This window comes from Agrobacterium sp. SORGH_AS_0440 (genome assembly GCF_031453135.1).
GTDB classification, from domain to species: Bacteria; Pseudomonadota; Alphaproteobacteria; order Rhizobiales; family Rhizobiaceae; genus Agrobacterium; species Agrobacterium pusense.
On record NZ_JAVIYR010000002.1, the window covers coordinates 230,158 to 253,251 of the forward strand.

At 58.6% G+C, this 23,094-nt stretch carries 24 protein-coding genes; 14 read left to right on the top strand and 10 right to left on the bottom strand.

Annotation, left to right across the window (positions count from 1 at the left end; all coding sequences use genetic code 11):
* Positions 1-25 precede the first annotated feature (25 nt).
* A complete protein-coding gene (locus tag QE453_RS10385) occupies positions 26-832 on the top strand; it encodes an undecaprenyl-diphosphate phosphatase (RefSeq protein ID WP_037089424.1) in 807 nt (268 codons plus the stop codon).
* A gap of 577 nt (positions 833-1,409) precedes the next feature.
* Here the strand turns inward: QE453_RS10385 and QE453_RS10390 are convergent.
* From QE453_RS10390 to dnaN, 6 genes are all read right to left on the bottom strand, one after another.
* A complete protein-coding gene (locus QE453_RS10390) occupies positions 1,410-2,390 on the bottom strand; it encodes a complex I NDUFA9 subunit family protein (RefSeq protein WP_112766079.1) in 981 nt (326 codons plus the stop codon).
* A gap of 120 nt (positions 2,391-2,510) precedes the next feature.
* Entirely contained in the window at positions 2,511-2,798 is a 288-nt protein-coding gene (locus QE453_RS10395; protein ID WP_004439466.1) for a DUF1330 domain-containing protein, read from the bottom strand.
* A gap of 20 nt (positions 2,799-2,818) precedes the next feature.
* Positions 2,819-3,526, bottom strand: a complete 708-nt coding sequence (gene pyrF / locus QE453_RS10400) for an orotidine-5'-phosphate decarboxylase (RefSeq protein WP_004439469.1) — start codon at positions 3,524-3,526, stop codon at positions 2,819-2,821.
* 4 nt (positions 3,527-3,530) lie between these two features.
* Positions 3,531-4,127 (bottom strand): histidine phosphatase family protein, encoded by a 597-nt coding sequence (locus QE453_RS10405; protein WP_309778127.1) that lies wholly within the window; start codon positions 4,125-4,127, stop codon positions 3,531-3,533.
* A gap of 94 nt (positions 4,128-4,221) precedes the next feature.
* Complete coding sequence (gene pmtA, locus QE453_RS10410) at positions 4,222-4,815, bottom strand: phospholipid N-methyltransferase PmtA (protein ID WP_006699699.1); 594 nt, start codon at positions 4,813-4,815, stop codon at positions 4,222-4,224.
* Between the two features lie 192 nt (positions 4,816-5,007).
* Positions 5,008-6,126 carry a DNA polymerase III subunit beta gene (gene dnaN, locus QE453_RS10415; protein ID WP_309777028.1) on the bottom strand — a complete coding sequence of 373 codons (1,119 nt, stop codon included), beginning with the start codon at positions 6,124-6,126 and terminating at the stop codon, positions 5,008-5,010.
* A gap of 265 nt (positions 6,127-6,391) precedes the next feature.
* Between dnaN and rsmI the strand changes: the two genes are divergently transcribed.
* The 10 genes from rsmI (at position 6,392) to QE453_RS10465 (ending at position 16,219) form a co-directional block, all read left to right on the top strand.
* Positions 6,392-7,333, top strand: coding sequence for a 16S rRNA (cytidine(1402)-2'-O)-methyltransferase (rsmI, locus tag QE453_RS10420; RefSeq protein WP_072493860.1), 942 nt, complete (start codon positions 6,392-6,394; stop codon positions 7,331-7,333).
* The gene (locus tag QE453_RS10425; protein WP_045532991.1) at positions 7,323-7,691 is read left to right on the top strand and encodes a YraN family protein; all 369 of its coding nucleotides are present in this window, start codon (positions 7,323-7,325) and stop codon (positions 7,689-7,691) included. The genes rsmI and QE453_RS10425 overlap by 11 nt, the downstream gene beginning before the upstream one ends.
* Positions 7,692-7,701: 10 nt before the next feature.
* Entirely contained in the window at positions 7,702-8,262 is a 561-nt protein-coding gene (locus QE453_RS10430; protein WP_309777030.1) for a sugar O-acetyltransferase, read from the top strand.
* A 107-nt stretch (positions 8,263-8,369) separates the two neighbouring features.
* Positions 8,370-9,668: an extracellular solute-binding protein gene (locus QE453_RS10435; protein ID WP_022555483.1), complete on the top strand. Its 1,299-nt coding sequence runs from the start codon at positions 8,370-8,372 to the stop codon at positions 9,666-9,668.
* A gap of 82 nt (positions 9,669-9,750) precedes the next feature.
* Entirely contained in the window at positions 9,751-10,719 is a 969-nt protein-coding gene (locus QE453_RS10440) for an ABC transporter permease subunit (RefSeq protein WP_020011090.1), read from the top strand.
* Between the two features lie 11 nt (positions 10,720-10,730).
* Positions 10,731-11,573, top strand: a complete 843-nt coding sequence (gene ugpE / locus QE453_RS10445) for a sn-glycerol-3-phosphate ABC transporter permease UgpE (protein ID WP_004439496.1) — start codon at positions 10,731-10,733, stop codon at positions 11,571-11,573.
* Positions 11,574-11,583: 10 nt separating this feature from the next.
* Entirely contained in the window at positions 11,584-12,684 is a 1,101-nt protein-coding gene (locus tag QE453_RS10450) for a sn-glycerol-3-phosphate import ATP-binding protein UgpC (protein WP_037089418.1), read from the top strand.
* A gap of 110 nt (positions 12,685-12,794) precedes the next feature.
* The gene (locus QE453_RS10455) at positions 12,795-13,307 is read left to right on the top strand and encodes a cupin domain-containing protein (RefSeq protein ID WP_004439501.1); all 513 of its coding nucleotides are present in this window, start codon (positions 12,795-12,797) and stop codon (positions 13,305-13,307) included.
* A gap of 237 nt (positions 13,308-13,544) precedes the next feature.
* A complete protein-coding gene (gene gshB / locus QE453_RS10460) occupies positions 13,545-14,504 on the top strand; it encodes a glutathione synthase (RefSeq protein ID WP_022555488.1) in 960 nt (319 codons plus the stop codon).
* 182 nt (positions 14,505-14,686) lie between these two features.
* Positions 14,687-16,219, top strand: a complete 1,533-nt coding sequence (locus QE453_RS10465; protein WP_112555983.1) for a YifB family Mg chelatase-like AAA ATPase — start codon at positions 14,687-14,689, stop codon at positions 16,217-16,219.
* A 201-nt stretch (positions 16,220-16,420) separates the two neighbouring features.
* On the opposite strand, the gene cysK is transcribed toward QE453_RS10465, so the two are convergent.
* From cysK to dut, 3 genes are all read right to left on the bottom strand, one after another.
* Positions 16,421-17,389 (bottom strand): cysteine synthase A, encoded by a 969-nt coding sequence (cysK, locus tag QE453_RS10470; RefSeq protein ID WP_006699690.1) that lies wholly within the window; start codon positions 17,387-17,389, stop codon positions 16,421-16,423.
* Positions 17,390-17,530: 141 nt separating this feature from the next.
* On the bottom strand, positions 17,531-18,148 hold the full coding sequence (locus QE453_RS10475; protein ID WP_112555979.1) for a LysE family translocator: 618 nt from the start codon (positions 18,146-18,148) through the stop codon (positions 17,531-17,533).
* A gap of 87 nt (positions 18,149-18,235) precedes the next feature.
* A complete protein-coding gene (gene dut, locus QE453_RS10480; RefSeq protein ID WP_004439510.1) occupies positions 18,236-18,706 on the bottom strand; it encodes a dUTP diphosphatase in 471 nt (156 codons plus the stop codon).
* A gap of 90 nt (positions 18,707-18,796) precedes the next feature.
* Between dut and QE453_RS10485 the strand changes: the two genes are divergently transcribed.
* The 3 genes from QE453_RS10485 (at position 18,797) to QE453_RS10495 (ending at position 22,127) form a co-directional block, all read left to right on the top strand.
* Complete coding sequence (locus tag QE453_RS10485) at positions 18,797-20,380, top strand: peptide chain release factor 3 (RefSeq protein ID WP_022555492.1); 1,584 nt, start codon at positions 18,797-18,799, stop codon at positions 20,378-20,380.
* A gap of 170 nt (positions 20,381-20,550) precedes the next feature.
* Positions 20,551-21,756: a bifunctional phosphopantothenoylcysteine decarboxylase/phosphopantothenate--cysteine ligase CoaBC gene (coaBC, locus tag QE453_RS10490; RefSeq protein ID WP_244405341.1), complete on the top strand. Its 1,206-nt coding sequence runs from the start codon at positions 20,551-20,553 to the stop codon at positions 21,754-21,756.
* Positions 21,753-22,127 (top strand): MmcQ/YjbR family DNA-binding protein, encoded by a 375-nt coding sequence (locus QE453_RS10495; protein ID WP_004439515.1) that lies wholly within the window; start codon positions 21,753-21,755, stop codon positions 22,125-22,127. Before coaBC ends, QE453_RS10495 begins: the two co-directional genes overlap by 4 nt.
* Positions 22,128-22,135: 8 nt before the next feature.
* Here the strand turns inward: QE453_RS10495 and QE453_RS10500 are convergent, their stop codons facing one another.
* A complete protein-coding gene (locus tag QE453_RS10500; protein WP_244405337.1) occupies positions 22,136-23,050 on the bottom strand; it encodes a sterol desaturase family protein in 915 nt (304 codons plus the stop codon).
* Positions 23,051-23,094: the final 44 nt, after the last annotated feature.

Here is a 23,094-nt window from a genome sequence, read left to right on the forward strand (position 1 = left end):
TTTCCCCTGAAAAGAAGGATTCCCCATGGGTGACCAATCGATCATCAGCGCGCTTCTGCTGGGTATCATCGAGGGTCTGACGGAGTTCATTCCCGTTTCCTCAACGGCGCATGTGCTGCTGGCCGGGCACTTCCTCGGCTTCAAATCACCCGGCAACACCTTTGCGGTTCTCATCCAGCTCGGTGCGATCCTTGCGATACTTCTTGTTTATTTCCAAAAGCTTGTATCGATAGCGCTCGCTCTGCCGACAAGCGCGAAAGCGCGCCGCTTCGTGCTGGCCGTCGCTCTCGCCTTCCTGCCGGCGGCCATCATCGGCGCCTTGGCGCATGACTTCATCAAGACCGTGCTGTTTGAAACGCCCATGCTCATCTGCGTGGTGCTGATCATCGGCGGGGTCATTTTGCTTGCCGTCGACCGAATGCCGCTGAACCCGAAATATACCGACATCATGGATTATCCGCCGTCGCTTGCATTCAAGATCGGCCTCTTCCAGTGCCTCGCGATGATTCCCGGCACATCGCGTTCCGGCGCCACGATCGTCGGCTCGTTGCTGATGGGCACGGACAAGCGCTCCGCCGCCGAATTTTCGTTCTTCCTGGCGATGCCGACCATGCTCGGCGCGTTTACGCTCGATCTTTACAAGAACCGCGATGCCCTGAGTTTCGATGACGGCGCTCTGATCGCCGTCGGCTTCATCGCCGCTTTCGTCTCGGGTCTTTTTGTCGTTCGCTCGCTCCTGGATTTCGTCTCGCGACGGGGCTTCGCGCCCTTCGCCTGGTGGCGCATCGCCATCGGGTCTCTGGGACTTATCGCGCTTCTGGTCCTGGGCTAAGGCTTTAATTTATATGGTCTGAAAAAGAAAAAGCGCCCCGGAAAACCGGCGACGCTTTTTTTTAAACTTCTAAAGGCTGGTCAGTTGGTGCTGATCGAAGCCGTCGCACAGGGGTCCACGCCATAAGCCGGAGCACAACCGCTCTTGCCCGCTGCAACCGTGCCCGGTGCCATGAATGAACCCGCCAGAACCACCAAAGCCGCACACGCAAAAAAGAGTGCGATAGATCTGCCCATTTTATGATTGCCTTTCAGACGTTCGTTCGCGCGGATCGTGCCGCCGTGTGTGAATTGAGGGTTCGGGATATGTTTGGAATGTGGCGAATATCAATAAAGCAGCTTGTTGAATACCGGGTTAATGCGAAGTCTTTTCCACAGTTGCGCTTGTGCCACGCTTGCCTGCGGAGACCTTTCCGCCGTTAACCTTTTCCAGCGGCTCGCCGCTCCGATATTGATGTCGCCTCCTTCCCGTTATCGAAGGAGAAATGCACCGAAAGCGGTTTGGTTGCGATGAAGAATGCACAAAAAAAGCGGGAACAAGTCCCGCCTTTCAAGTAGGTGCCGCATGGCGGCAGAGCTCAGGCCGCCTTGCCCGCATTCGAGAACTGGCCGTGCGGGCGATATTGCACCATGTAGGACGGCAGAACAGACGCAACACGAACGGGCGTAATGCCGATGCCTTCCAGCGTCAGGCCGTTCTTTTCCGCCTCGGCGGAAACGACGTTGTCCTTTTTCAGCATGGTCACCTGATCGGATGTCAGCGGTGGCGTGATCAGCGGCACCATCGAAGCAACCTTGCCGATCATCGAGGCAACGCCGAAAGGCAGATTGACGAACGGACGTTCGCGATAGGTGGCGGCAAGAACGGCCTCAAGACAGTCGCGGAACGTCATCACATCCTGGCCGCCGAGCTCATAGATGGCGCCGGGTTTCAGCTTGCCGTCAACGCTACGGGCGACCGCCTCCGCGACATCCTCGACATAAACCGGCTGGAACCTGGTTTTTCCGCCACCGATCAACGGCAGGAAGGGCATGCCGCGGGCCATCTTCGCGAACTTGTTGAAGAAATCATCTTCCGGTCCGAAGATGATCGAAGGACGCAGGATAACGGCGGCGGGCAGAACGGAATGGATAGCAGCTTCGGCGCGGCCCTTGGTGCGGCCGTAACCCGTGGACGAACTGGCTTCCGCGCCGATGGCGGAAATATGCGTCAGCGTGGCGCCGGCATCGCGGGCGGCCTCGGCGATGGCTTTCGCGCCGAATTCCTGCACGGCGTCAAAGGTGTTGCGGCCACTTTCGGTCAGGATGCCGACGCAATTGACCACATGATCCGCATCTTCCACGGCTTTGACGACGGAATCGCGGTAACGCAGGTTGGCCTGCGCAAAGGAAATCTGGCCGACATTGCCAAGCGGCTGCAAAAAGCCGGCGAGATCGGGTCGGCGCACGGCGACACGAATGCGATAACCGCGCTTGGCGAGCAGTCTCACCACATGCCGCCCGACAAAACCCGAACCGCCGAATACGGTGACGAGGGGGGGAAGGTTGGCCAAGGTCATGGGAGGCTCCTCAGAAGCTGTCGATAAAGCGTTTTTCAGTCTCTTAGCCCAAAGCCGCGCGCACGGGAAGAGATGTTCTCGCCGGGGAGAGGCGGGTTTGGGACATAGGGTTGACGACCGTCAAATTCCCTCGACGATCACCATTTCCGCATCCGCGACTTCCTGGCGGATTTTGGCGGCTGCCTGGTATTCGGGGGAATTATAGCAATCGATGGCGTGTTGCACCGAAGGAAACTCGATGACGACGTTGCGCGCCCGTGCCTTGCCCTCAAGCTCGGTCAAAGCACCGCCACGAGCGAGGAAATTCGCACCGAACCGCTCGAAGGCGGGTTTTGCCGTTGAGACGTAGTCCTTGTAACGCTCGCTGTCGCGAACATCGACGCGGGCGATCCAATATCCCTTTGCCATTTCATCTCCTCCCGTCGTCATTATTGATTGGCTGGAAAGCTGGCGCGCAGCATGTCATCGAGAATGGCGCGGGCCGCCGCTTTGGGATCTTCCGCCCTGACGATCGGTCGGGCGACAACCAGATGGCTCGAACCCGCCTTGATGGCGTCGTAAGGCGTCATCACCCGTTTCTGATCGCCGAGATCGGCGCCCGCGGGGCGAATGCCGGGGGTAACGACCGCAAGATCGGGGCCGAGGATTTCGCGCACGGCGGTCGATTCTTCCGCCGAGCAGACGATGCCGCCCATGCCCGCCTCGCGCGCCTGTTCCGCGCGGCGCAGCACCAGCGAACGGGCATCCGCGGCGTAACCGGCTTCGGCCAGATCGCTGTCGTCCATCGACGTCAGCACCGTGACACCGAGCAGGCAGAGGCCGGAACCTTCCGCCGCCTTGACGGCAGCGCGCATGGCTTTGGGATAGGCATGCAGCGTCAGCATCGACATGCCCATCCGGGCGATGTTTTCGACACCGGAGGCGACGGTGTTGTCGATATCGAGCAGCTTCATGTCGAGGAAGACCTTCTTGCCGCTTTGGACAAGGTCGCGCGCGAATTCCAGACCGCCGGCGAAGACGAGCTGATAACCGATCTTGTAGAAAAGAACCTCGTCGCCGATTTTTGAAACGATGTCTTCGGCCTGTTGCACAGTCGGAACATCGAGCCCGACGATGAGTTTTTCGCGCGCGGTCATTGTCTTATCCCTGCCATGTTTCCATTGCCGTCCAGTCGCATGCGGGGGAGGCGGCTGCAAGTGAAAAGTCGGCGATGGAGAAGCGAAAGAGATTGCCGCCGCCGGGTGGCTGGTCCTCGCTGCGGCTGATGCGGCGGCCTTCTATATGGCATTTCAGAAGTGTGCCCACACCGCCATGGCCGACAAAGGCGATAGGCCGCTGTGTATCGTGCCGGTCAAGAAGAGCTCTGACGGCATTGACAATCCGCGCCTGCGCATCGATTGCCCGCTCCCAGCCGCGAAAACTTTCCTGCGGGTGAGCGAAGAACCAGTCCGCCGCCTTCTCGAATTCCGGTGGCGTCAGGAAACCGGTGGAGGACCGGTCGTTTTCATGCATCTCCTCGACGATTTCTATCTCCGCTCCGGATGTCTCGGCAAGGATACGGGCGGTTTCAATCGCCTTCGTCTCGGCGCTGCAAACGATATGGCGCAATGCCAGCGCCCAAGGCAGGCGGCCTGCCTCTCGCGCCCGCTCGGCACCTCTTTCCGAAAGCCCCCATTGAGGAACGGGAACAGCCCGATCTATTCTGACCTGGGGGTGGGTAATGTAGAGAGCATGCACGGCAATCGGTCCCCAAAAGGCCATGGAAAGGGCATCGACACCCTAACCATGCGCTACGACCGGGAAATGACGGATTTTCTCGATCTGCCGGACGTCAGGCCCGAGTATAGGTCCACAGTTGCGCCGGCGGAATATTGCGCACGATGAAATCGAAATGACGAATGTGGTAAAGATGCGGCTGTGCGACGATCGGCGAGATCGGGCCATAGGATATCTGCACCACGGGGCGGCCATGCGGCACGCGCTTCAGCAATTCGTCGAGAAGCTTGATGCGGGCGGCCATCGGAAAATTCAGCATGGGCACGGCTGAAATGACACTGTCGAACATCTGATGCCCGTGTTCGCCGAGCGTCGCATCGAGATCGAAGGCATCCCCATTGACGAAGTTGACGCCGGGGTAGCTTTTGAGCAGCTGATTATAGAAATCGGTCGAATATTCGATGGCGGTCAAATTCTCCGGCTTGATGCCGCGCGCCAGGATGGCCTTGGTGATGACACCCGTGCCTGGGCCGAGTTCAAGAACCGGCAGGCCGGAATGGGGATTGATGACACTCGCCATCTTTTTCGCTGTGATGGCCGATGTCGGTACGATGGCGCCGACTTTTTTCGGCTGGCTGACCATGCCCTTGAAAAAGCGGATTTCTTCCTCGAATTTCTGTTCAAGGCGTTGCTTCAGGTTAAGTGCCATAATTCCCCTCAGATGCATTTGGTCATTGTCAAAAAACTGTTACGCAATGTTGATCCCATTTGGCGCAAAAACAAGGCAAAATGTCGTAACTGGAAAAATTCGGTTTTCGTTTGAAATGCGCGTTACTCGAATCAAAAAACGCCGGGGAGCGATCCACCGGCGTTTTTGATTGAATTGGCAAAAAACAGCCGTTTAAACGCGCATCGGCATCAGAACATAGAGGGCATCATCGCCGGCCGTGTCGCGAACGAGCGTCGGCGATCCGGCATCTGCCAGCAGAAAAATCGCATCCTCGCCTGAAAGCTGCGACGTGATGTCGAGGAGGTATTTGGCATTGAAACCGATTTCCATCGAATCATTGTTGTAACCAACGGCCACTTCTTCAGTAGCGCTTCCTGAGTCTGGATTGTTGACGGTGAGCGTCAACTGACCGTCAGTTAGCGCCAGCTTCACCGCGCGGCCGCGCTCGGAAGAAATCGTCGAAACACGGTCTACGGCCCGGGCGAAGGTCTGGCAATCGACGCGCATTTCCTTGTCGTTGCCGGTGGGGATCACGCGCTGATAGTCCGGGAAGGTGCCGTCGATCAGCTTCGAGGTCAGAACGACCGAGCCGACTGTCAGGCGGATCTTCGCATCCGAGACTTCGACGGTGACTTCCAGTTCCGGATTGTCCATTAGCTTCTGCAATTCACCGACAGTCTTGCGCGGAATGATGATGCCAGGCATGCCTTCGGAACCGGACGGCGCATCCACATCGGCGCGTGCCAGACGGTGACCATCGGTTGCGACAGCGCGCAGCTTCAGCTCGCCATTGCTTTCGATGGTGTGGAAGAAGATGCCGTTCAGGTAATAGCGTGTCTCTTCCGTCGAAATCGCGAATTGCGTGCGGTCGATCAACATCTTCAGATCGGTCGCCTTCAGCTTGAAGGTGTGGCTGAAGGTGCCGGCGGTCAGGTCAGGGAAATCCGCCTCGGGCAGGCATTGCAGCGAGAACTTCGAGCGGCCGGACGCGACGGTCATGGAGGAACCGTCCGGATTGGTCGCCAAAAGCACCTCGGAACCATCCGGCAGCTTGCGCACGATTTCATAAAGCAGGTGTGCCGGCACGGTGGTGGCGCCCGCCTGCTCCACCATGGCCGGGGTCGCTTCGGTGATTTCGAGATCGAGGTCGGTCGCCTTCATGTCAAGATTGGCGCCGGAAGCGCGCAGCAGAACGTTCGACAGGATCGGGATCGTGTTGCGACGCTCGACGACCCGGTGGACGTGGTTCAGCGATTTCAGAAGGTTCGACCGCTCAAGAGTAATACGCATGGACACTACCGCTTTCAACCGTTGCGAACCGGCCACCGCCGGATCGGCAAGAAGAGTCTTCACCGGCAAATGCCGGATAATGTGGACGGGCAAAATGGCAGAGTTATTGCGGAGAATGCAAGAGCCGAGTTCGTCTGCCGCGGGTCATTTTGCTGCTATACAACATGATCCACAGGCTGGCGCCGCCCGTTGCCCTTGTTCGCCGGTTTTCAATTGCCCATAAAGAGGAATAACTGGACCGACCGGCCGGAAATGATCGGCAAGAATGATTGGAAGCCGTGTGACGGAAGAAACATCGAAGATTGACGCCAGGCAGGCGGTGAAGGAATTCAGGATCGGGGCTGCCACAATTCCCGCGCGTCCGCTGGAGTGCGCGCTTTATCTCGTCGCCACCCCCATCGGCAATCTGGGCGACATCACCATTCGCGCGCTGGAGACGCTGGCTTCTGCTGATGTTCTCGCCTGCGAGGATACCCGCGTCACGCGCATCCTGCTCGAGCGTTACGGTATCCGCACCCGTCCGTTTGCGTATCACGAGCACAATTCGAATGAAGTGGGGCCAAAGCTCATCGCGGCGCTGGAAGCAGGAAAATCCGTGGCGCTGGTGTCGGATGCGGGAACGCCGCTTGTTTCCGATCCTGGTTACCGGCTTGGCCAGCTTGCACTCGAGGCCGGGCATCGCGTCGTGCCGGTGCCGGGCGCCTCGGCGCCGTTAGCCGCGCTGGTCGGTTCGGGCATGCCAAGTGACGCCTTCCTGTTTGCGGGTTTCCTGCCGGTAAAGGACCGCGGCAAGCGCGACCGTTTTGCCGAACTGGCGAAAATCCCCGCGACCCTCATTTTTTTTGAATCACCGCATCGCATCAGCGCTTCCATCAAGGTCGCATCGGAAGTGCTTGGCCGTGAGCGCCGTGCCGTGGTCTGCCGCGAGCTGACCAAGACGTTCGAGGAATTCCGCCGCGGCACGCTCGGTGAGCTTGCGGATTACTATGACGGTGACCGTGTGGTGAAGGGCGAGATCGTGCTTCTGGTGGAGCCGCCTTCCTATGACGAGATTCCCGATATCGAGGATGTCGAGAAGCTGCTGAAGGATCTGGTCGCCACCATGCCCGCTGCAAGGGCTGCAGGCGAAGCGGCGAAGCTGACGGGCCTGCCGCGCAAGGAGCTTTATCAAAGGCTGCTGGACATGAAGGAAGCGGATGGCCGCTGACTGGCGAAACGATAAAAGGCGAAAAGCCGAGCGGCGTGGTCATGCTGCGGAATATTGGGCGGCACTTTTTCTGCTGCTGAAGGGATATCGCATTCTCGCCATTCGTTATCGCACCCGGCTGGGGGAGATTGACCTTGTCGCCCGCAAGGCGGACGTCGTCGCGTTTGTGGAGGTCAAGGCCCGGCCGTCCGGCATCAGCGCGATCGATGCCGTCGGCTTTCATTCGCAGCAACGCATCCGGGCGGCTGCGGACCTGTGGCTGGCCCGCCACGGCGATGCCGGGCGGCTTTCACTGCGCTTCGATATCGTCGCCATTCTGCCGCGAGGTCTGCCGCAGCATTTTATCGATGCCTTTTGAAGGGGAGACGATGTCCACCGAGCGTGAAAAAATGGCCGCGGGCGAATGGTACAGCTGCATGGATGGCGAGCTGGATATATTGCGCCGGCGCGCACGAGGGGCCGTCCACCAGCACAATACGATGCCACCGGATGAGCGCGGGGCAATTGCACCGCTGCTGCGCGCGCTGTTTAATTCCGTCGGGGAAGGCACGTTTCTCGAAGCGCCGTTTCATTGCGCTTACGGCTTCAACATCACGCTCGGAAAAAATGTATATCTCAACGCGGGCTGCACCATTCTCGATTCCGCTAAGGTAACGATAGGCGACGGCGCGATGCTGGGGCCTGCGGTGCAGATTTACTGTGCGGAACACCATCGCGACCCGGTGCCGCGTGCCCAAGGCATTGAAATCGCAAAACCCGTGACCATCGGTCGCGACGTCTGGATCGGCGGTGGAGCGATTCTGCTTGCGGGCGTGACAGTGGGTGACGGTGCGATTGTCGGTGCCGGTTCGGTCGTCACACGCGACGTCGCTGCAGGCGTGACGGTGGTCGGGAACCCTGCGCGGCCCCTGAAACGCACATCCGACTGAGATTTTCATCCGCCGCTGTAATAAATCTGACATGGAACTGTCAAAGAGGCGTCATTGAACCCCTCTATTCGCATCCTCACCCCAATAAATGGTGGAGAGGATTTGATATGTTCAAGAAGATTTCCATGGCCGCTGTGGCCGTCAGCATCTCCGCGACCTCTTCCATGGCTGCGACCAACATCACCTGGTGGCATGGCATGGGCGGCCGTAACGGCGAAGTCATCAACGAAGTCGCCCAGAAATTCAACGAAGCCCAGAAAGAATGCGCGCTGACGCCGGTTTCCAAGGGCTCCTATGAAGAAGCTCTCGCCAGCGGCATCGCAGCTTTCCGTTCGGGCGAACAGCCGAACATTCTTCAGGTTTTCGATGCAGGTGCTGCCACCATCATCAACGCCAAGGGCGCGGTCATTCCTGCCGAAGACCTGATCACCAAGGCCGGTTACAAGTTCGATCGCGACGCCTTTATCAACGGCGTGCGCTACTTCTACGCTGCCGCTGACGGCAAGTTCGTCGGCATGCCGTTCAATTCCTCCGCTCCCATCATGTACATCAACGACGAGGCCCTGAAGAAGGCTGGCGTCGAAGCTCCGAAGACCTGGGAAGACTTTGAAAAGGTCGCCCCGAAGCTGAAGGAAGCCGGCTATATTCCGCTCGTCCAGTCGCAGCTGACCTGGCAGTTCACGGAGAACTTCTTCTCGCGTAACAACATCCAGTTCGCCACGAACAACAATGGTTACGACAGCGTCACCGACACCAAGCTCAAGGTCACCGACCCGAACCTCGTCATGATGTTCGAGAAGCTGAAGGACTGGAAGGACAAGGGCCTGTTTGCCTATTACGGCGCCGGCTGGAACGACAACCAGAAGCCCTTCGAAGAAGGTAAGGTAGCACTCTGGATCGGTTCGTCGGGTTCCTTCGGGGGCCTTCAGAAGACGGCCACAATGCCATTCTCGGCAACTTTCCTCCCTTACTGGGGCTCCATCAAGGGCGCGGGTACCAACTCCTTCATCGGCGGCGCTGCCCTCTTTGCAATGTCGGGCAAGTCCGAAGCCGAAAACAAATGCGTGGCCGACTTCTTCCAGTTCCTGACCTCGCCGGAAATCCAGGTCTTCTATCACAAGGCAACCGGTTACGTCGCCATCACCAAGGCCGCTTATGAAAAGGCCAAGGCTGAAGGCTACTACAAGGAAAAGCCGGTCGCCGAAGTCGGCATCCAGCAGCTGTCACTGCAGGGTGGCGACTGGTCCAAGGGTTATCGCCTCGGCTTCTACCCGCAGATCCGCGCCGTGATGGAACGCGAATATAACCGCATCTTCTCCGGCGAAGTCACGCCGAAGGCTGCTTTCGAAATCATCGAGAAGGAAGGAAACGACCTTCTGGCCCGCTTCGCCAAGACGGCCGGCTGATCGATCTCTTCGAAACCGTTGATCTTGTCGAGCCTCCTTTCTGACGGAAGGGAGGCTCACTTCTGGATAAGGAGGCGCAAGCGTGGCCTATACATCGTCTCAACCGCGCCGGTTTTTCTCCGGTCGGTCCGCAAAGGCTGGAAAACCCGCCAAGCCCGCAGAAGCCGGCATGAAGCGCGTGCAGTTCTCCTCGTCCTTTGTGCCCTACCTGTTTCTGGCACCGCAGCTTGCGGTGATTTTCATCTTCTTCTATTGGCCATCCGTTCAGGCCATCCATTCGTCTTTCTATATCGAAGACCCGTTCGGGTTCGGCGCTTCCTTCGTTGGACTCGCCAATTATTCGGATGCGATCTTCAGCCCCGAATATCTCAGCATCGCGAAATTCACGGTAGTCTTCACCGTGCTCGTCACCTTCTTTTCGCTGGCGCTCGGCCTGCTGCTCGCCGTTAAGGCGGATGCGGTCATTCGCGGCAGTTCGACATACAAGACGCTGCTGATTTCCGTTTACGCCATTGCGCCGCCGGTAGCCGGCCTTATCGGCATGATGTTTTTCGACCAGCATATCGGCCCTTTCGTGAAGATGGCCGCGTTTCTTGGCTGGGACATGAAGGTCGGCCTCAATTATTTCGATACGGCCTTTGCCATGATCGTTGTCGCGGTCTGGAAGCAGATTCCTTACAACTTCATCTTCTTCCTCTCCGGTCTCCAGGGCGTTCCGGTCTCCGTGCGGGAAGCCGCGTCCATCGATTGCCGTTCGGGCTTTCGCCGGTTCTGGACCGTCATCATGCCGCTCCTGGCGCCCACGGCCTTCTTTCTGCTGATCATCAACATCACTTATGCGCTCTTCGACACCTTCGGCGTCATTGACGTGATGGTGAAGGATAAGGCCGCCAACAATCCGATCACGCTGGTCTACAAGGTGTTCCTCGACGGCTTCCGCGGCAATGACATCGGCGGTTCCTCGGCCCAGTCCGTCATCCTCATGCTGGTCGTTTTCGTCCTCACCATCATCCAGTTCCGCTTCATCGAGAAGCGCATCCATTACAATTGAGGGAAAAGACGATGTACAAGACCAAACCCCTCGATCATCTGGTGCTGATCATTGGCGCATTGTTTCTAATCCTGCCTGTTGTCGTGGCCTTCATGACGTCCACCCACACGGCGGCTGAAATTCACCGCAGCGGCCTTGCGATCATTCCCGGCGACAATTTCATCGAAACCTATGAGAAGGTCCTTACCCAGAAGGGTGGTTTCACCGGACAGGTTACAGGCCTGAACATGGTGTTGAATTCGCTGATCCTCGGCATCGGCTTTGCCGTCGGCAAAATTGTCCTGTCGATGACGGCGGCCTATGCGATCGTCTATTTCCGCTTCCGTTTTGCGACGCTCGCCTTCTGGATCATTTTCACCACGCTGCTTCTGCCGCTCGAAGTGCGCATCATGCCGTCCTACGAGGTAATGAGCAAACTCGGACTGTTGAACTCCTATACCGGTCTGATCGTGCCGCTTCTCGCTTCGGCGACGGGCACCTTCTATTTCCGGCAGTTCTTCAAATCCGTGCCTGAAGAGCTGCTGGAGGCTGCCCGTATCGATGGTGCGGGGCCAGTGAAATTTTTCGTCGACGTTCTCATTCCGCTGTCGCGCACCATGATGGCGGCGATCTTCATCATCATGTTCGTCTATGGCTGGAATCAGTATCTCTGGCCCATGCTGATGACGACGGATGAGAGTTTCTTCACCCTGATGCGTGGCATCAAGTCGATCCTGCAGGTCTGGGTCGGTTCGCAAATCCCCGATTACAACGAAGCTTTCGCGCTCGCCGTGCTGGCCATGCTGCCACCCGTGCTGATCGTCGTTATTTTCCAGCGCTGGTTCATCAAGGGCCTGACCGAGAGCGATAAATAAGGAGACCGAAATGGCCGCGATAGAAATCAGTCAGGTCTGCAAGGATTATCATGGCGGCGTGCGCGCCGTGCATTATGTCGATATCGACATCAAGGACGGCGAGTTCATCGTTCTCGTCGGTCCCTCCGGCTGCGGCAAGTCCACGCTTTTGCGTATGGTCGCCGGGCTTGAGGATATTTCAGAAGGCACGGTGAAGATCGGCGACCGGGTGGTCAACCAGACCGATCCGGCCGACCGCGATATCGCCATGGTCTTCCAGAACTACGCGCTTTACCCGCATATGTCGGTACGCGAGAACCTGGAGTACGGGCTGAAGAACCGCAGGACACCCAAGGCGGAAATTGACGCCCGTGTGGCTGAAGCGGCGCGTATGCTGCAACTCGAACCCTATCTGGACCGCAAGCCACGCGCCCTTTCCGGTGGTCAGCGGCAGCGCGTCGCCATGGGGCGCGCGATCGTTCGCAAGCCTGCTGCCTTTCTGTTCGACGAACCCCTGTCCAATCTCGATGCCAAGCTGCGTGTTTCCATGCGCGGCGAAATCAAGCGGCTGCAAAAACGTCTAGGCACGACATCGATCTACGTTACCCATGACCAGTTGGAAGCCATGACGCTGGCCGACCGTCTCGTCGTGCTGAATGGCGGCCGTATCGAGCAGATCGGTGCGCCGCTGGATGTCTATCACACGCCTGCCTCAACCTTCGTCGCAAGTTTCATCGGCTCTCCGGCCATGAATCTTCTCAGCGCCGAATTGCACGGCGATAGCCTTGCCATCGGGCCGTCGCTGTTTGCGCTCAATGGCTTCGCCCCCACGTCCGGCCCGGTGACTGTTGGAATGCGGGCGGAAGATTTTCGTCTCGCTGCTGCTGACGCCCAGGGTTTCGCACTTCGGGTGGATTATATTGAGGAGTTGGGTTCGCAACGCCTTATACACGGCATGATCGGCGATCAGAGCCTGACCGTGGCCTTTCCGGCTGACGTCGAGGTTCCGTCCGCGCTTTCGGTGACGATTGCTCCGGAAAAATTGCACTTCTTCGCCAGCGAAACTGGCAAGCGTATCGCCAGCAGAGCGGAACAGACGGTGTTGCAGGACGCTCAACTGGCGACGGCCTGAGTTCGTCACCTGAAATCGGCGCGATGGCTAAAATTGCGCCGATTGTCAAAACTGGTTTGTTACGATCCCGATGATAAAAGGCCTCCAATATTTCACGGGGGTTTTCTCATATGTCGTTCAAAATGATGTTCGCGGCGGCCGCAACCATGGCTATCCGTACGGTGCCGATATTGCCGGCCTATCTGCGTCGGAAAAAAGACGACGCCGTGGTCAGCGCATCCTGCACCGATCTGCGGCTTCAGCCGGCGCCTATCAATCCTGAATGGATCATTGCCGGCAACCCGCAGGCACGTGCTGCGGATCATTCCCGAAGCGGCGACCGTGCCTCAAGCACTGCCATGTGGGATTGCACTGCAGGCGAATTCCGCTGGTTCTTCGGCTGGGATGAGACCGTCTATATTCTGGAAGGCGAGGTGCATGTGACGGCCGAGGACGGCTCGGTCAGCATCCTGCGGGTCGGTGACGTCGCTTATTTCAGGGCCGGAACATGGGCCACCTGGCGTGTTGATCATTATGTGCGCAAGGTTGCCTTCATGCGTCGTCCGTTCCCCACGGCGCTGGCATTTGCCTATCGCGTCAAGAACAAGCTGTTCGCCGGTCGCTCCTACAAGCTGGCAGCCTGAGCCGTCGCCCATGCCGTTGGCGGGCGCGGGTGTGCCTTCGCCGCAGGAATTATGAAGGTTCAATAAAACTCACAGAAACCACGGCTCGCAGCAGTTGCGTTTGAATGGTCGCTGCCCTACATCTTTCAAGTTTTCTGAAGCATTTCCGGGTCTCTTCCGGTCCTGCCGGAACGCTTGAAAGATGAGACACGGCATGGCGGATCGCAGGCGTCCGTATGCTGCGAGAGGAACATGCGCATGGCGAAGATCAAGAACGTCGCGATCCAGATGGATCATGTCTCAGGCATCAACATCGGCGGTGATTCCACCTTCGCCATGAGCCTTGAAGCGCAGGCGCGCGGATATCGGCTGTTCCATTACACGCCCGACCGCCTTTCCATGCGCGATGGCAAGATTTACGCGACCGTCGAGCAGATGGAGCTGCGCGACATCAAGGGTGACCATTTCTCGCTTTCCGAACCGGAGCGCGTCGATCTGTCCACGATGGATGTCATCCATCTGCGTCAGGATCCACCGTTCGACATGGCCTATATCACCTCCACCCATCTGCTGGAGCGCATTCATCCGAGGACCCTGGTGGTCAATGATCCCGCCTGGGTGCGCAATTCGCCGGAGAAGATCTTCGTCACCGAATTCGCGGATCTCATGCCGAAGACGCTGATCACGAAGGATGTCGCGGAAATCGCGCGCTTCCGCAACGAAATGGGCGATATCATTCTCAAGCCGCTTTATGGCAATGGCGGTGCGGGCGTCTTTCATTCAGCGCGGGACGACCGCAATTTCTCCTCGCTGCTGGAAATGTTCGGTCAGATGTTCCGCGAACCTTACATTGCTCAGGAATATCTGCCCGACGTCCGCAAGGGCGATAAACGCATCCTGCTGGTGGATGGAGAGCCGGTGGGTGCGATCAACCGCGTTCCAGCGGAAAACGACGCCCGTTCCAACATGCACGCTGGCGGCCGCCCTGAGCCTACGGAACTGACCGCGCGCGAAAAGGAAATCTGCCGCCGTATCGGCCCCGCCCTGCGCGAGCGTGGTTTCCTGTTCGTTGGAATTGATGTCATTGGCGATTACCTCACCGAAATCAACGTCACCTCGCCGACCGGCATTCGAGAGGTGCGGAAATTCGGCGGCGCCGATGTGGCGAGCCTGCTGTGGGACGCCATCGAGAAAAAGCGCGAAGCTCAGGATTTTTGATAAGACATAAATCGCTCTCGGTTTGTTCCGGCTATACAACTCGATACAACTAAAATACAGCGGATGCGATAAATTGTTCGCTGGATGTTCTTGTTTTATTCTTTGAGCTGTGGCACGTTGCTTGGCAATGGTCGTGGATGGGCATAAGGCTCTGAAAGCGCGGCGGTTTGCGGGGGCAGGCCATGGTGGCACGGGTCAATACGGTGGCATTTCAGGGCATAGAGGGTGTGCCTGTCGAGGTGCAGGTCATGGTCGCACCGGGAAGGGTCGGCATCCAGATTGTCGGTCTGCCGGATAAAGCCGTCGCCGAAAGCCGGGAGCGCGTGCAGGCGGCATTACATGCCTCAGGCTTGGCGCTGCCGGCAAAGAAGGTCACGGTCAATCTTGCCCCTGCCGATCTGCCGAAGGAAGGATCGCATTTCGATCTTCCCATTGCCCTTGGCCTCATGGCTGCCCTGGGAGCCATACCGGCCGAAGCGCTGGGGCGTTACGTGGTCCTTGGCGAACTCAATCTCGATGGTACTATCGGCTTGGTTGCGGGCGCGCTTCCGGCAGCGATCGGGGCCAATGCGCTTGGAAAGGGACTGATTTGCCCGGCTGACAGCGGCCCGGAGGCGGCATGGGCCGGAGCCGGGATCGATATTCTCGCCCCGCGCAGCCTGATTGCGCTCGCTAATCACTTTCGTGGCACGCAGATTCTCTCGCGCCCGACGCCCGCCATTCGCGCCAATCCGGTCAATCTGCCTGATCTAGCTGACATAAAGGGGCAGGAGAGCGCCCGGCGGGCGCTGGAGGTGGCAGCCGCCGGCGGCCATAATCTGCTGATGGTCGGCCCGCCCGGCTCGGGAAAATCCATGCTCGCCGCCCGCTTGCCTTCGATCCTGCCGCCGCTGGAGGCGGCAGAACTGCTGGAAGTGTCCATGGTCCATTCCATTGCCGGCCAATTGTCGGGTGGCAAGCTTTCGGATCGCAGGCCCTTCCGCACGCCGCATCATTCCGCCACCATGGCGGCCCTGATCGGCGGCGGGCTGCGGGCCAAACCGGGCGAGGCTTCGCTTGCTCACCATGGCGTTCTTTTTCTGGATGAGTTCCCGGAATTTTCGCCGCAGGTGCTGGATGCCCTGCGTCAGCCGCTCGAAACCGGCGAATGCATTATTGCGCGAGCCAATCACCGTGTCAGCTATCCCGCGCAAATCCAGCTTGTCGCGGCAATGAATCCCTGCCGTTGCGGTATGGCGGGAGAGCCGGGTTTTACCTGTGCCAGAGGCCCACGTTGTGTGGCAGACTATCAGGCTCGCATTTCTGGCCCGCTGCTCGATCGCATCGACATCCGTATCGACGTTCCCGCCGTTTCCGCCGCCGATCTCATTCGGCCCGTGACGGCCGAACCGAGCGCCGTGGTCGCGGCGCGCGTCGCCGAAGCGCGCCTTGCTCAGCAGGAACGTTATGCGGCAGCGGGCTTCCCTGCCATCCGCACCAACGCCCGCTGCACGACAGCAATGATCGAAAAATACGCCGAACCGGACCAGTCCGGGCTGCAATTGCTGCGTGATGCGGCGGAGCGCATGAAGTTTTCCGCGCGCGGTTACCATCGCATTCTCAAGGTGGCCCGCACCCTGGCGGATCTGGATGGCAGGCAAACGGTTGGGCGTATCCATATTGCCGAAGCAGTGTCCTATCGTATCGCCGGCGAAAGGCTAACCGCCGCGGCGTAAAACCAGCTAAGGGCACTTTGTCTGGGAAGGACGCTTATGCCTGCCGGTCAATCAGGCGGTTCCGGGAATGACGGGTAAAATGCTGTTTGGACAGCTCGGTAGCTGATGGGCCGAATGAGGGGGCCTTGAAACGGAAGTGCCGCCGGCAAACAGGCGGCACGTCAAATATTCGCTCTTCCGCAACCGGGTGCCGAGAAGGGGCTAGAGCCCAAGCCCTTCGAAAAGTGCTGTCGAAAGATAACGTTCCGCGAAGGAGGGAATGATGATGACAATGTTCTTGCCGGCATTTTCCTCACGCGCACCGACCTTGATTGCCGCCGCCAGCGCCGCACCCGAGGAGATGCCAACGGGCACGCCTTCCAGCCTCGCCGCCAGACGTGCGGTTTCGAAAGCCTCATCATTGGTGACGGTTACGATCTCGTCATAAATGCCGGTGTCGAGAATGGCGGGGGCAAAACCGGCGCCGATGCCCTGAATTTTGTGGGGGCCGGGGTTGCCACCGGAAAGAACGGGGCTGTCGGCGGGCTCCACCGCAATCACCTTCACCTCGGGCTTGCGGGATTTCAGAACCTGACCCGTGCCGGTGATCGTGCCGCCGGTGCCGATACCCGAGACCAGAATATCAACCGTGCCTTCGGTGTCGTTCCAGATTTCTTCAGCCGTCGTCTTGCGGTGGATCTCCGGATTGGCGGGGTTTTCAAACTGCTGCGGAATGATGGCGTCAGGCAGGGTTTCTGCCAGTTCCTGCGCTTTGGCGATGGCGCCCTTCATGCCCTTCGGGCCTTCGGTCAGCACCAGTTCCGCGCCCAGGAGAGCCAGCATTTTCCGACGCTCGACCGACATGGTTTCAGGCATGGTCAGGATCAGCTTGTAGCCTTTCGCGGCGGCAGCGAAGGCGAGCGCAATCCCCGTATTACCGGAGGTCGGTTCCACCAGCGTCGTCTTTCCGGGCGTAATCTTGCCCTGGGCTTCCAGAGCTTCAATCATGGCGACGCCGATGCGGTCCTTCACCGAAGCGATGGGATTGAAAAATTCGAGCTTGGCAAGAAGGTTGGCCTTCACGCCTTTTTCCTTCGCCAGCTTGTCGAGCCGCACGATCGGTGTATCGCCGATTGTTTCCGTAATCGAGGAATAGACGCGTCCGCGTCCGGGCTTTCTGGCTTCCGGCATGATGCTCTCCTGTGTAAAGACCGCAAGATTTGAGCGGCAGAATAGGAGCAATAACCTCCGCAAGCTAGCGAACGTTCGTCCTAATATCCGTGAATTGCGGGAATAATTTCACGCCAGATCGCGGAAATGCACGAATTTGTTTTACGTGCTGCGGATGGCGATCATCGTCGCTGTTCCAGCCAGAATACCCGCCGCGGTGCGGTTGAGAATTGTCAGGGCGCTCGGTCTTTTCAGGAGGTTGCGCGCTTTGGCCGCAAGCAGGATGTAAGGCAGGAGAACCGCCATCAGCACGACAAAGGTGATGGCAAGAAGCGTCGCATATTCCGAAGGGCCGATCACGCGGATGTCGATCAGCGTCGGCACCAGCGCCACATAAAAAAGCATGGTTTTTGGATTGCCGAGGGTGATCAGCAGGCCGGACAGGAAGGACATGGACATGCTCGTGCTCTTCTTCGCCTTCAGGTCCTGCGGCAAGAGACCGGCGGTCCAGAGCTTCCAGGCGATATAGAGAAGATAGGCCGCACCTGCAAATTTCAGGACCATGAAGGCCTCCTGAAAGGTCTGCGCGACGAAGGCCAGCCCCAGGATCACAGCGGTCAGATAGATCATGTCGCCAAGCACCAGCCCGAGACCCATAAAAAAGGTTTCCCGAAAGCCCGAACCCAGCGCCCGCGCCACGATTGCCGTCATGCCGGGGCCGGGAATGGCGGCAGCGATGAAGAGGGCGGTGGCATAAGCGAATAGGGTGGTCAGCGTCATGATCGTGTTTCCCTGAAAATCCGCCAGATCCATAGCGAAAATGCCGGGCAAAGACAATCAGTCCGCTCCTCTGCACCAGGGGTGTCGCTAAACGCCGGTAGAGCCGAAACCGCCGACGCCACGCGCCGTCTGCGAAGTTTCCATCACTTCGACAACAGTCACCTGCGTCACGGGCGCGATGACCATCTGCGCAATGCGCATGCCGCGCTCGACGACGAAATCGTCCTGACCGAGATTGGCGAGGATGACTTTCACCTCGCCGCGATAATCGCTGTCCACCGTGCCCGGGGAATTAAGGCAGGTGATGCCGTTCTTGATGGCAAGGCCGGAGCGGGGGCGGATTTGCGCCTCATATCCGGCGGGAACTTCGAACACGAAGCCGGTCGGCACCAGCGCCCGTTCACCGGGTTTCAGGGTCAACGGCTCACCCACGGACACAGCTGCACGCAGGTCCATGCCGGCGGCGCCACCGGTCTCGTAAGAGGGGAGTTCAAGGCCCGCGCCGTGGGCGAGGCGGGCAAGACGAAGAGGAGGCAGATTGTTGTTTTGAACGGTCATGCGGCATTAGTTTGCCGAGATCGCGGCAAGGTCAATTGCAAAACCGGGCCTGAAACGCTAGATACCCCGCAATTCCACAGGATTTGTCAGATGGCCGAAACACTTGCCGAGGCGGTCTCCCGCCGCCGCACCTTTGCTATTATCGCGCACCCGGACGCGGGTAAAACCACGCTCACCGAAAAGCTGCTGCTGTTCGGCGGAGCAATCCAGCTTGCCGGTGAGGTGAAGGCGAAAAAGGACCGCATCCAGACCCGTTCGGACTGGATGAAGATCGAGCGCGAGCGCGGCATTTCGGTCGTCACGTCGGTCATGACTTTCGAATATAACGACCGCGTCTTCAATATCCTCGATACGCCCGGCCACGAAGATTTCGCCGACGATACCTATCGTACGCTGACGGCCGTGGATGCGGCGATCATGGTCATCGACGCCGCCAAGGGTATCGAGCCGCGCACGCTGAAGCTGTTCGAAGTCTGCCGCATGCGCGATATTCCGATCATCACCTTCATCAACAAGATGGACCGCGAAAGCCGCGACCCCTTCGAGATACTGGACGAGGTGGAGGAGAAGCTGGCGCTCGATACGGCGCCGATCACATGGCCGGTGGGCCGCGCCAAAACCTTCTGCGGCGCCTATCATCTTGCCGACAGCACGTTCCGCGGCGTCGACACGCAGGTGGAGGCCATGAAGGTTAACGGTCCGCAGGCGGTGGCGGATCGACTGCCGGAAAATGAGCGCGATGCTTTCATCGAAGAAACGGAACTGGCGATGGAAGCCTGCCGTCCCTTCGATCGGCAGGCTTTCCTCGAAGGTCATATGACGCCGGTCTTCTTCGGTTCGGCGCTGCGCAATTTCGGTGTGCGTGACCTTATCAATGCGCTCGGCGATTTCGCACCGCCGCCGCGCGATCAGGTGGCGGATACCCGCACCGTGCATGCGGCCGAAGACAAAATGACTGCCTTCGTCTTCAAGATTCAGGCCAATATGGACCCGAACCACCGCGACCGTATCGCCTTTGCCCGCATCTGCTCCGGTAAGCTGGAGCGCGGCATGAAGGCGCGCCTGTCACGCACCGGCAAGCAGATGGGACTCACCGCGCCGCAATTCTTCTTCGCCTCGCAACGCCAGCTGGCCGACACAGCCTTTGCAGGTGATGTGGTCGGCATTCCGAACCACGGCACGCTCCGCATCGGCGATACGCTGACCGAGGGTGAAAACCTCGTGTTTCAGGGTGTGCCGAACTTCTCGCCGGAAATCCTGCGCCGTGTGCGTCTGGAAGATGCGATGAAGGCGAAGAAGCTGAAGGAAGCCCTGCAGCAAATGGCTGAAGAGGGCGTCGTGCAGCTCTTTTCGCCGGAAGACGGCTCGCCAGCCATCGTCGGCGTCGTCGGTGCGCTGCAGCTTGACGTGTTGAAGGAACGACTGATGGGCGAATATGGCCTGCCGGTTTCCTTCGAAATGTCGCGCTTCTCGGTCTGCCGCTGGATTTCGTCCGATCAGCCGGCAGAAATGGACAAGTTCCTCAACGTCAAGCGTGGCGATATCGCCCGCGACCTGGATGGCGATCCGGTATTTCTGGCGCAGGATGCCTTTTCGCTGCGTTATGAATCCGAGCGTTTCCCCGCTATCAAGATGGTTGCGATCAAGGAATATCACGTCGCCAAGGCGGCGTGATATCGGCCGGGTTGCACTTTGTATGCGAAGGGCCGAGCATTTCAGGAAAAATGCGCAAGCGTCTTTCCGTCCAGAAATGTGGAAAAACAAAGAGCTAGAGCATTGAAGGTGATTACGTTTTCACTGAAAATGCTCTAGTTTCCCGGTGAACGGGAAACTGGTCCGGCATTATGGCGCTTTCAGACAAACATATTCTCCTCATCATATCAGGCGGCATCGCGGCCTATAAGAGCCTCGACCTCATCCGCCGTCTGAAAGAGCGCGGCGCAAAGGTTACGCCTGTCATGACGAAAGGCGCGCAGGAATTTATCACCCCGCTCGCCGTTGGTGCATTGTCTGCCACCCATGTTTTCACGGAGCTTTTTTCACGGCAGGACGAGCAGGATGTTGGCCATATCAGGCTGGCGCGCGATTGCGATCTCGTGCTGGTGGCGCCCGCCACCGCCGATCTCATGGCGAAGATGGCACATGGTTTGGCCGATGATCTAGCTTCGGCGGTCCTTCTTGCGACCGACCGCAAGGTGCTGGTTGCGCCGGCGATGAACCCAAAAATGTGGTCGGCAAAGCCAACAATACGCAATGTCGATACGCTGAAGAAAGACGGTGTGTTTTTCGTCGGACCAATTGCCGGCGAGATGGCTGAGAAGGGGGAGGCTGGTCTCGGCCGAATGGCGGAGCCTTTACAGATCGTCCAAGCCGTTGAAGCGCTGCTGGATGGGGGGACGAAGCCCCTGAAGGGCAAGACGGCGATCGTGACCTCCGGCCCTACGCATGAGCCGATCGATCCCGTGCGCTACATCGCCAACCGTTCATCGGGCAAGCAGGGCCATGCGATTGCAGCGGCTCTCGCGGAACTCGGTGCAGACGTAACGCTGGTTTCCGGGCCGGTGACCATTGCTGATCCCGCCGGTGTGACGGTAATCCATGTCGAGCGCGCCGAAGAAATGCGGGACGCGGTGATCTCAAGGCTGCCGTCGGATATCGCCGTCATGGTTGCCGCCGTCGCCGACTGGCGGGTGGCGGGTTCATCAGAACAAAAGATCAAGAAACAGCCGGGTGATGCGCCGCCGGCGCTCCAGCTGACAGAAAATCCCGATATTCTCAAAACCGTCGGCCACCATGAAAACCGTCCAAAGCTTGTGGTGGGCTTCGCTGCCGAAACGCAGGACGTGGAAAAAAACGGTCGCGCCAAGCTGGAACGCAAGGGCGCGGATTACATCGTCGCCAACGACGTCTCGGCGCAAACCGGAATCATGGGTGGAGACCGCAACAGCGTGAAAATCATTTCGGCTGAGGGTGTTGAGGCATGGCCGGATCTCGATAAGGCCGAAGTGGCAAAACGTCTGGCAGCCTTTGTCGCGGAGAAACTCACATGACCATCTTTGATCGCAAGACATTCGACAGGATGCTTGGCGAATGGCCGGGCGTGCGTTTCGTCGATCAATGGGATTCGCATGTTGCCAAGGTGGGCGACAAGGTCTTTGCCGTGCTGGGCGAACGGGAAGACTGGCGGCTGGTGGTGAAATGCTCGGAGGAGAGCTTTGAAATCCTCACTGCGCTCGAAGGGATCGCCCAGGCGCCGTATTTTGCCAAACGCAAATGGATATCGATTGCCGATCATTCTCCGCTCGAACGGGAAGAAGTGGAGCACTATGTGCGCCGCTCCTATGAGCTTGTGGCAGCCGGCCTGACAAAAAAACTGCGGGGCGAGCTGGGCATCGTGATCGATCCCGCACCCGCCCTGTAATTTCCGCTTCAATTGACCTTTTTGTCCTTGCCGATGATCTGGCGGACGCCTTCTTTGGTGAAGGGCTGCACGAGCTGTGGCAAAAACCCCTTGGCGATCTCACCCTTGATGCCGATATCAGTTGATGAGGGTCGGTCAGGGTTATGGTAGGAGCCAAAGAGAATATCGAAGATGACGAGGTTTTCGCCGTAATTGGTATTGCCTTCCGGAAGCTGTTTTGAATGGTGCCAACGATGTAGGCGCGGCGTGCTGAAGACATAGTCGAGCACACCCGTTTTCATGTCGACATTGCAATGGGTCAAGATACCGATGAATGCGGTCACAGCACCCAGCCACCAGAACACCTGCAGCGGCGCACCCATGAAATAAAGCGGAATCTGGCTGAGCGCGATCTTGAAAAGGGAATCGGCCACATGGAACCGCCCGGTATTGACGACCCATAGCCGTACGACGCTGTGATGCAGGGCATGGAACCGCCAGAAAAAAACGGTTTCATGCGCGATGCGATGGGCCCAGTAGAGACCGAATTCGGCAATCGTTACCGCAAGCGAGACCTGCACCACCATTGGCAGATGCGATGGCCACAGGTCAGAGCGCATTGCGGCAAGCGGTTGCAGCACGTTCGCGGCCAGCATCGGGAAGATGGCCGATGCTGCGGCGGCAAGTTGCACAAGCCCCTTGGTCAAAAGCGTGTGGCCGATGCTCGTCATTGTCTCGCCATCCCCTTCGAGCCATTCGACTTCATAGGGAATATAGCGTTCGAGAAGAAAGAGAGTGATAACCGCGCAGGCATAAACACTGAGAAACGCCGCGATCGGATGGCTGCTCGTGAAGGCGAAATATGACCCCACGAGGCCGCCAACAAAGACGAGTGGCCAGGAGGAATAGGAGAGGGTTTGTTTCAGTATCTGCGCTTTAGCCATCACAATCAAATCCCTACCGGCATCATCCGTCTCTAGCACCCGCG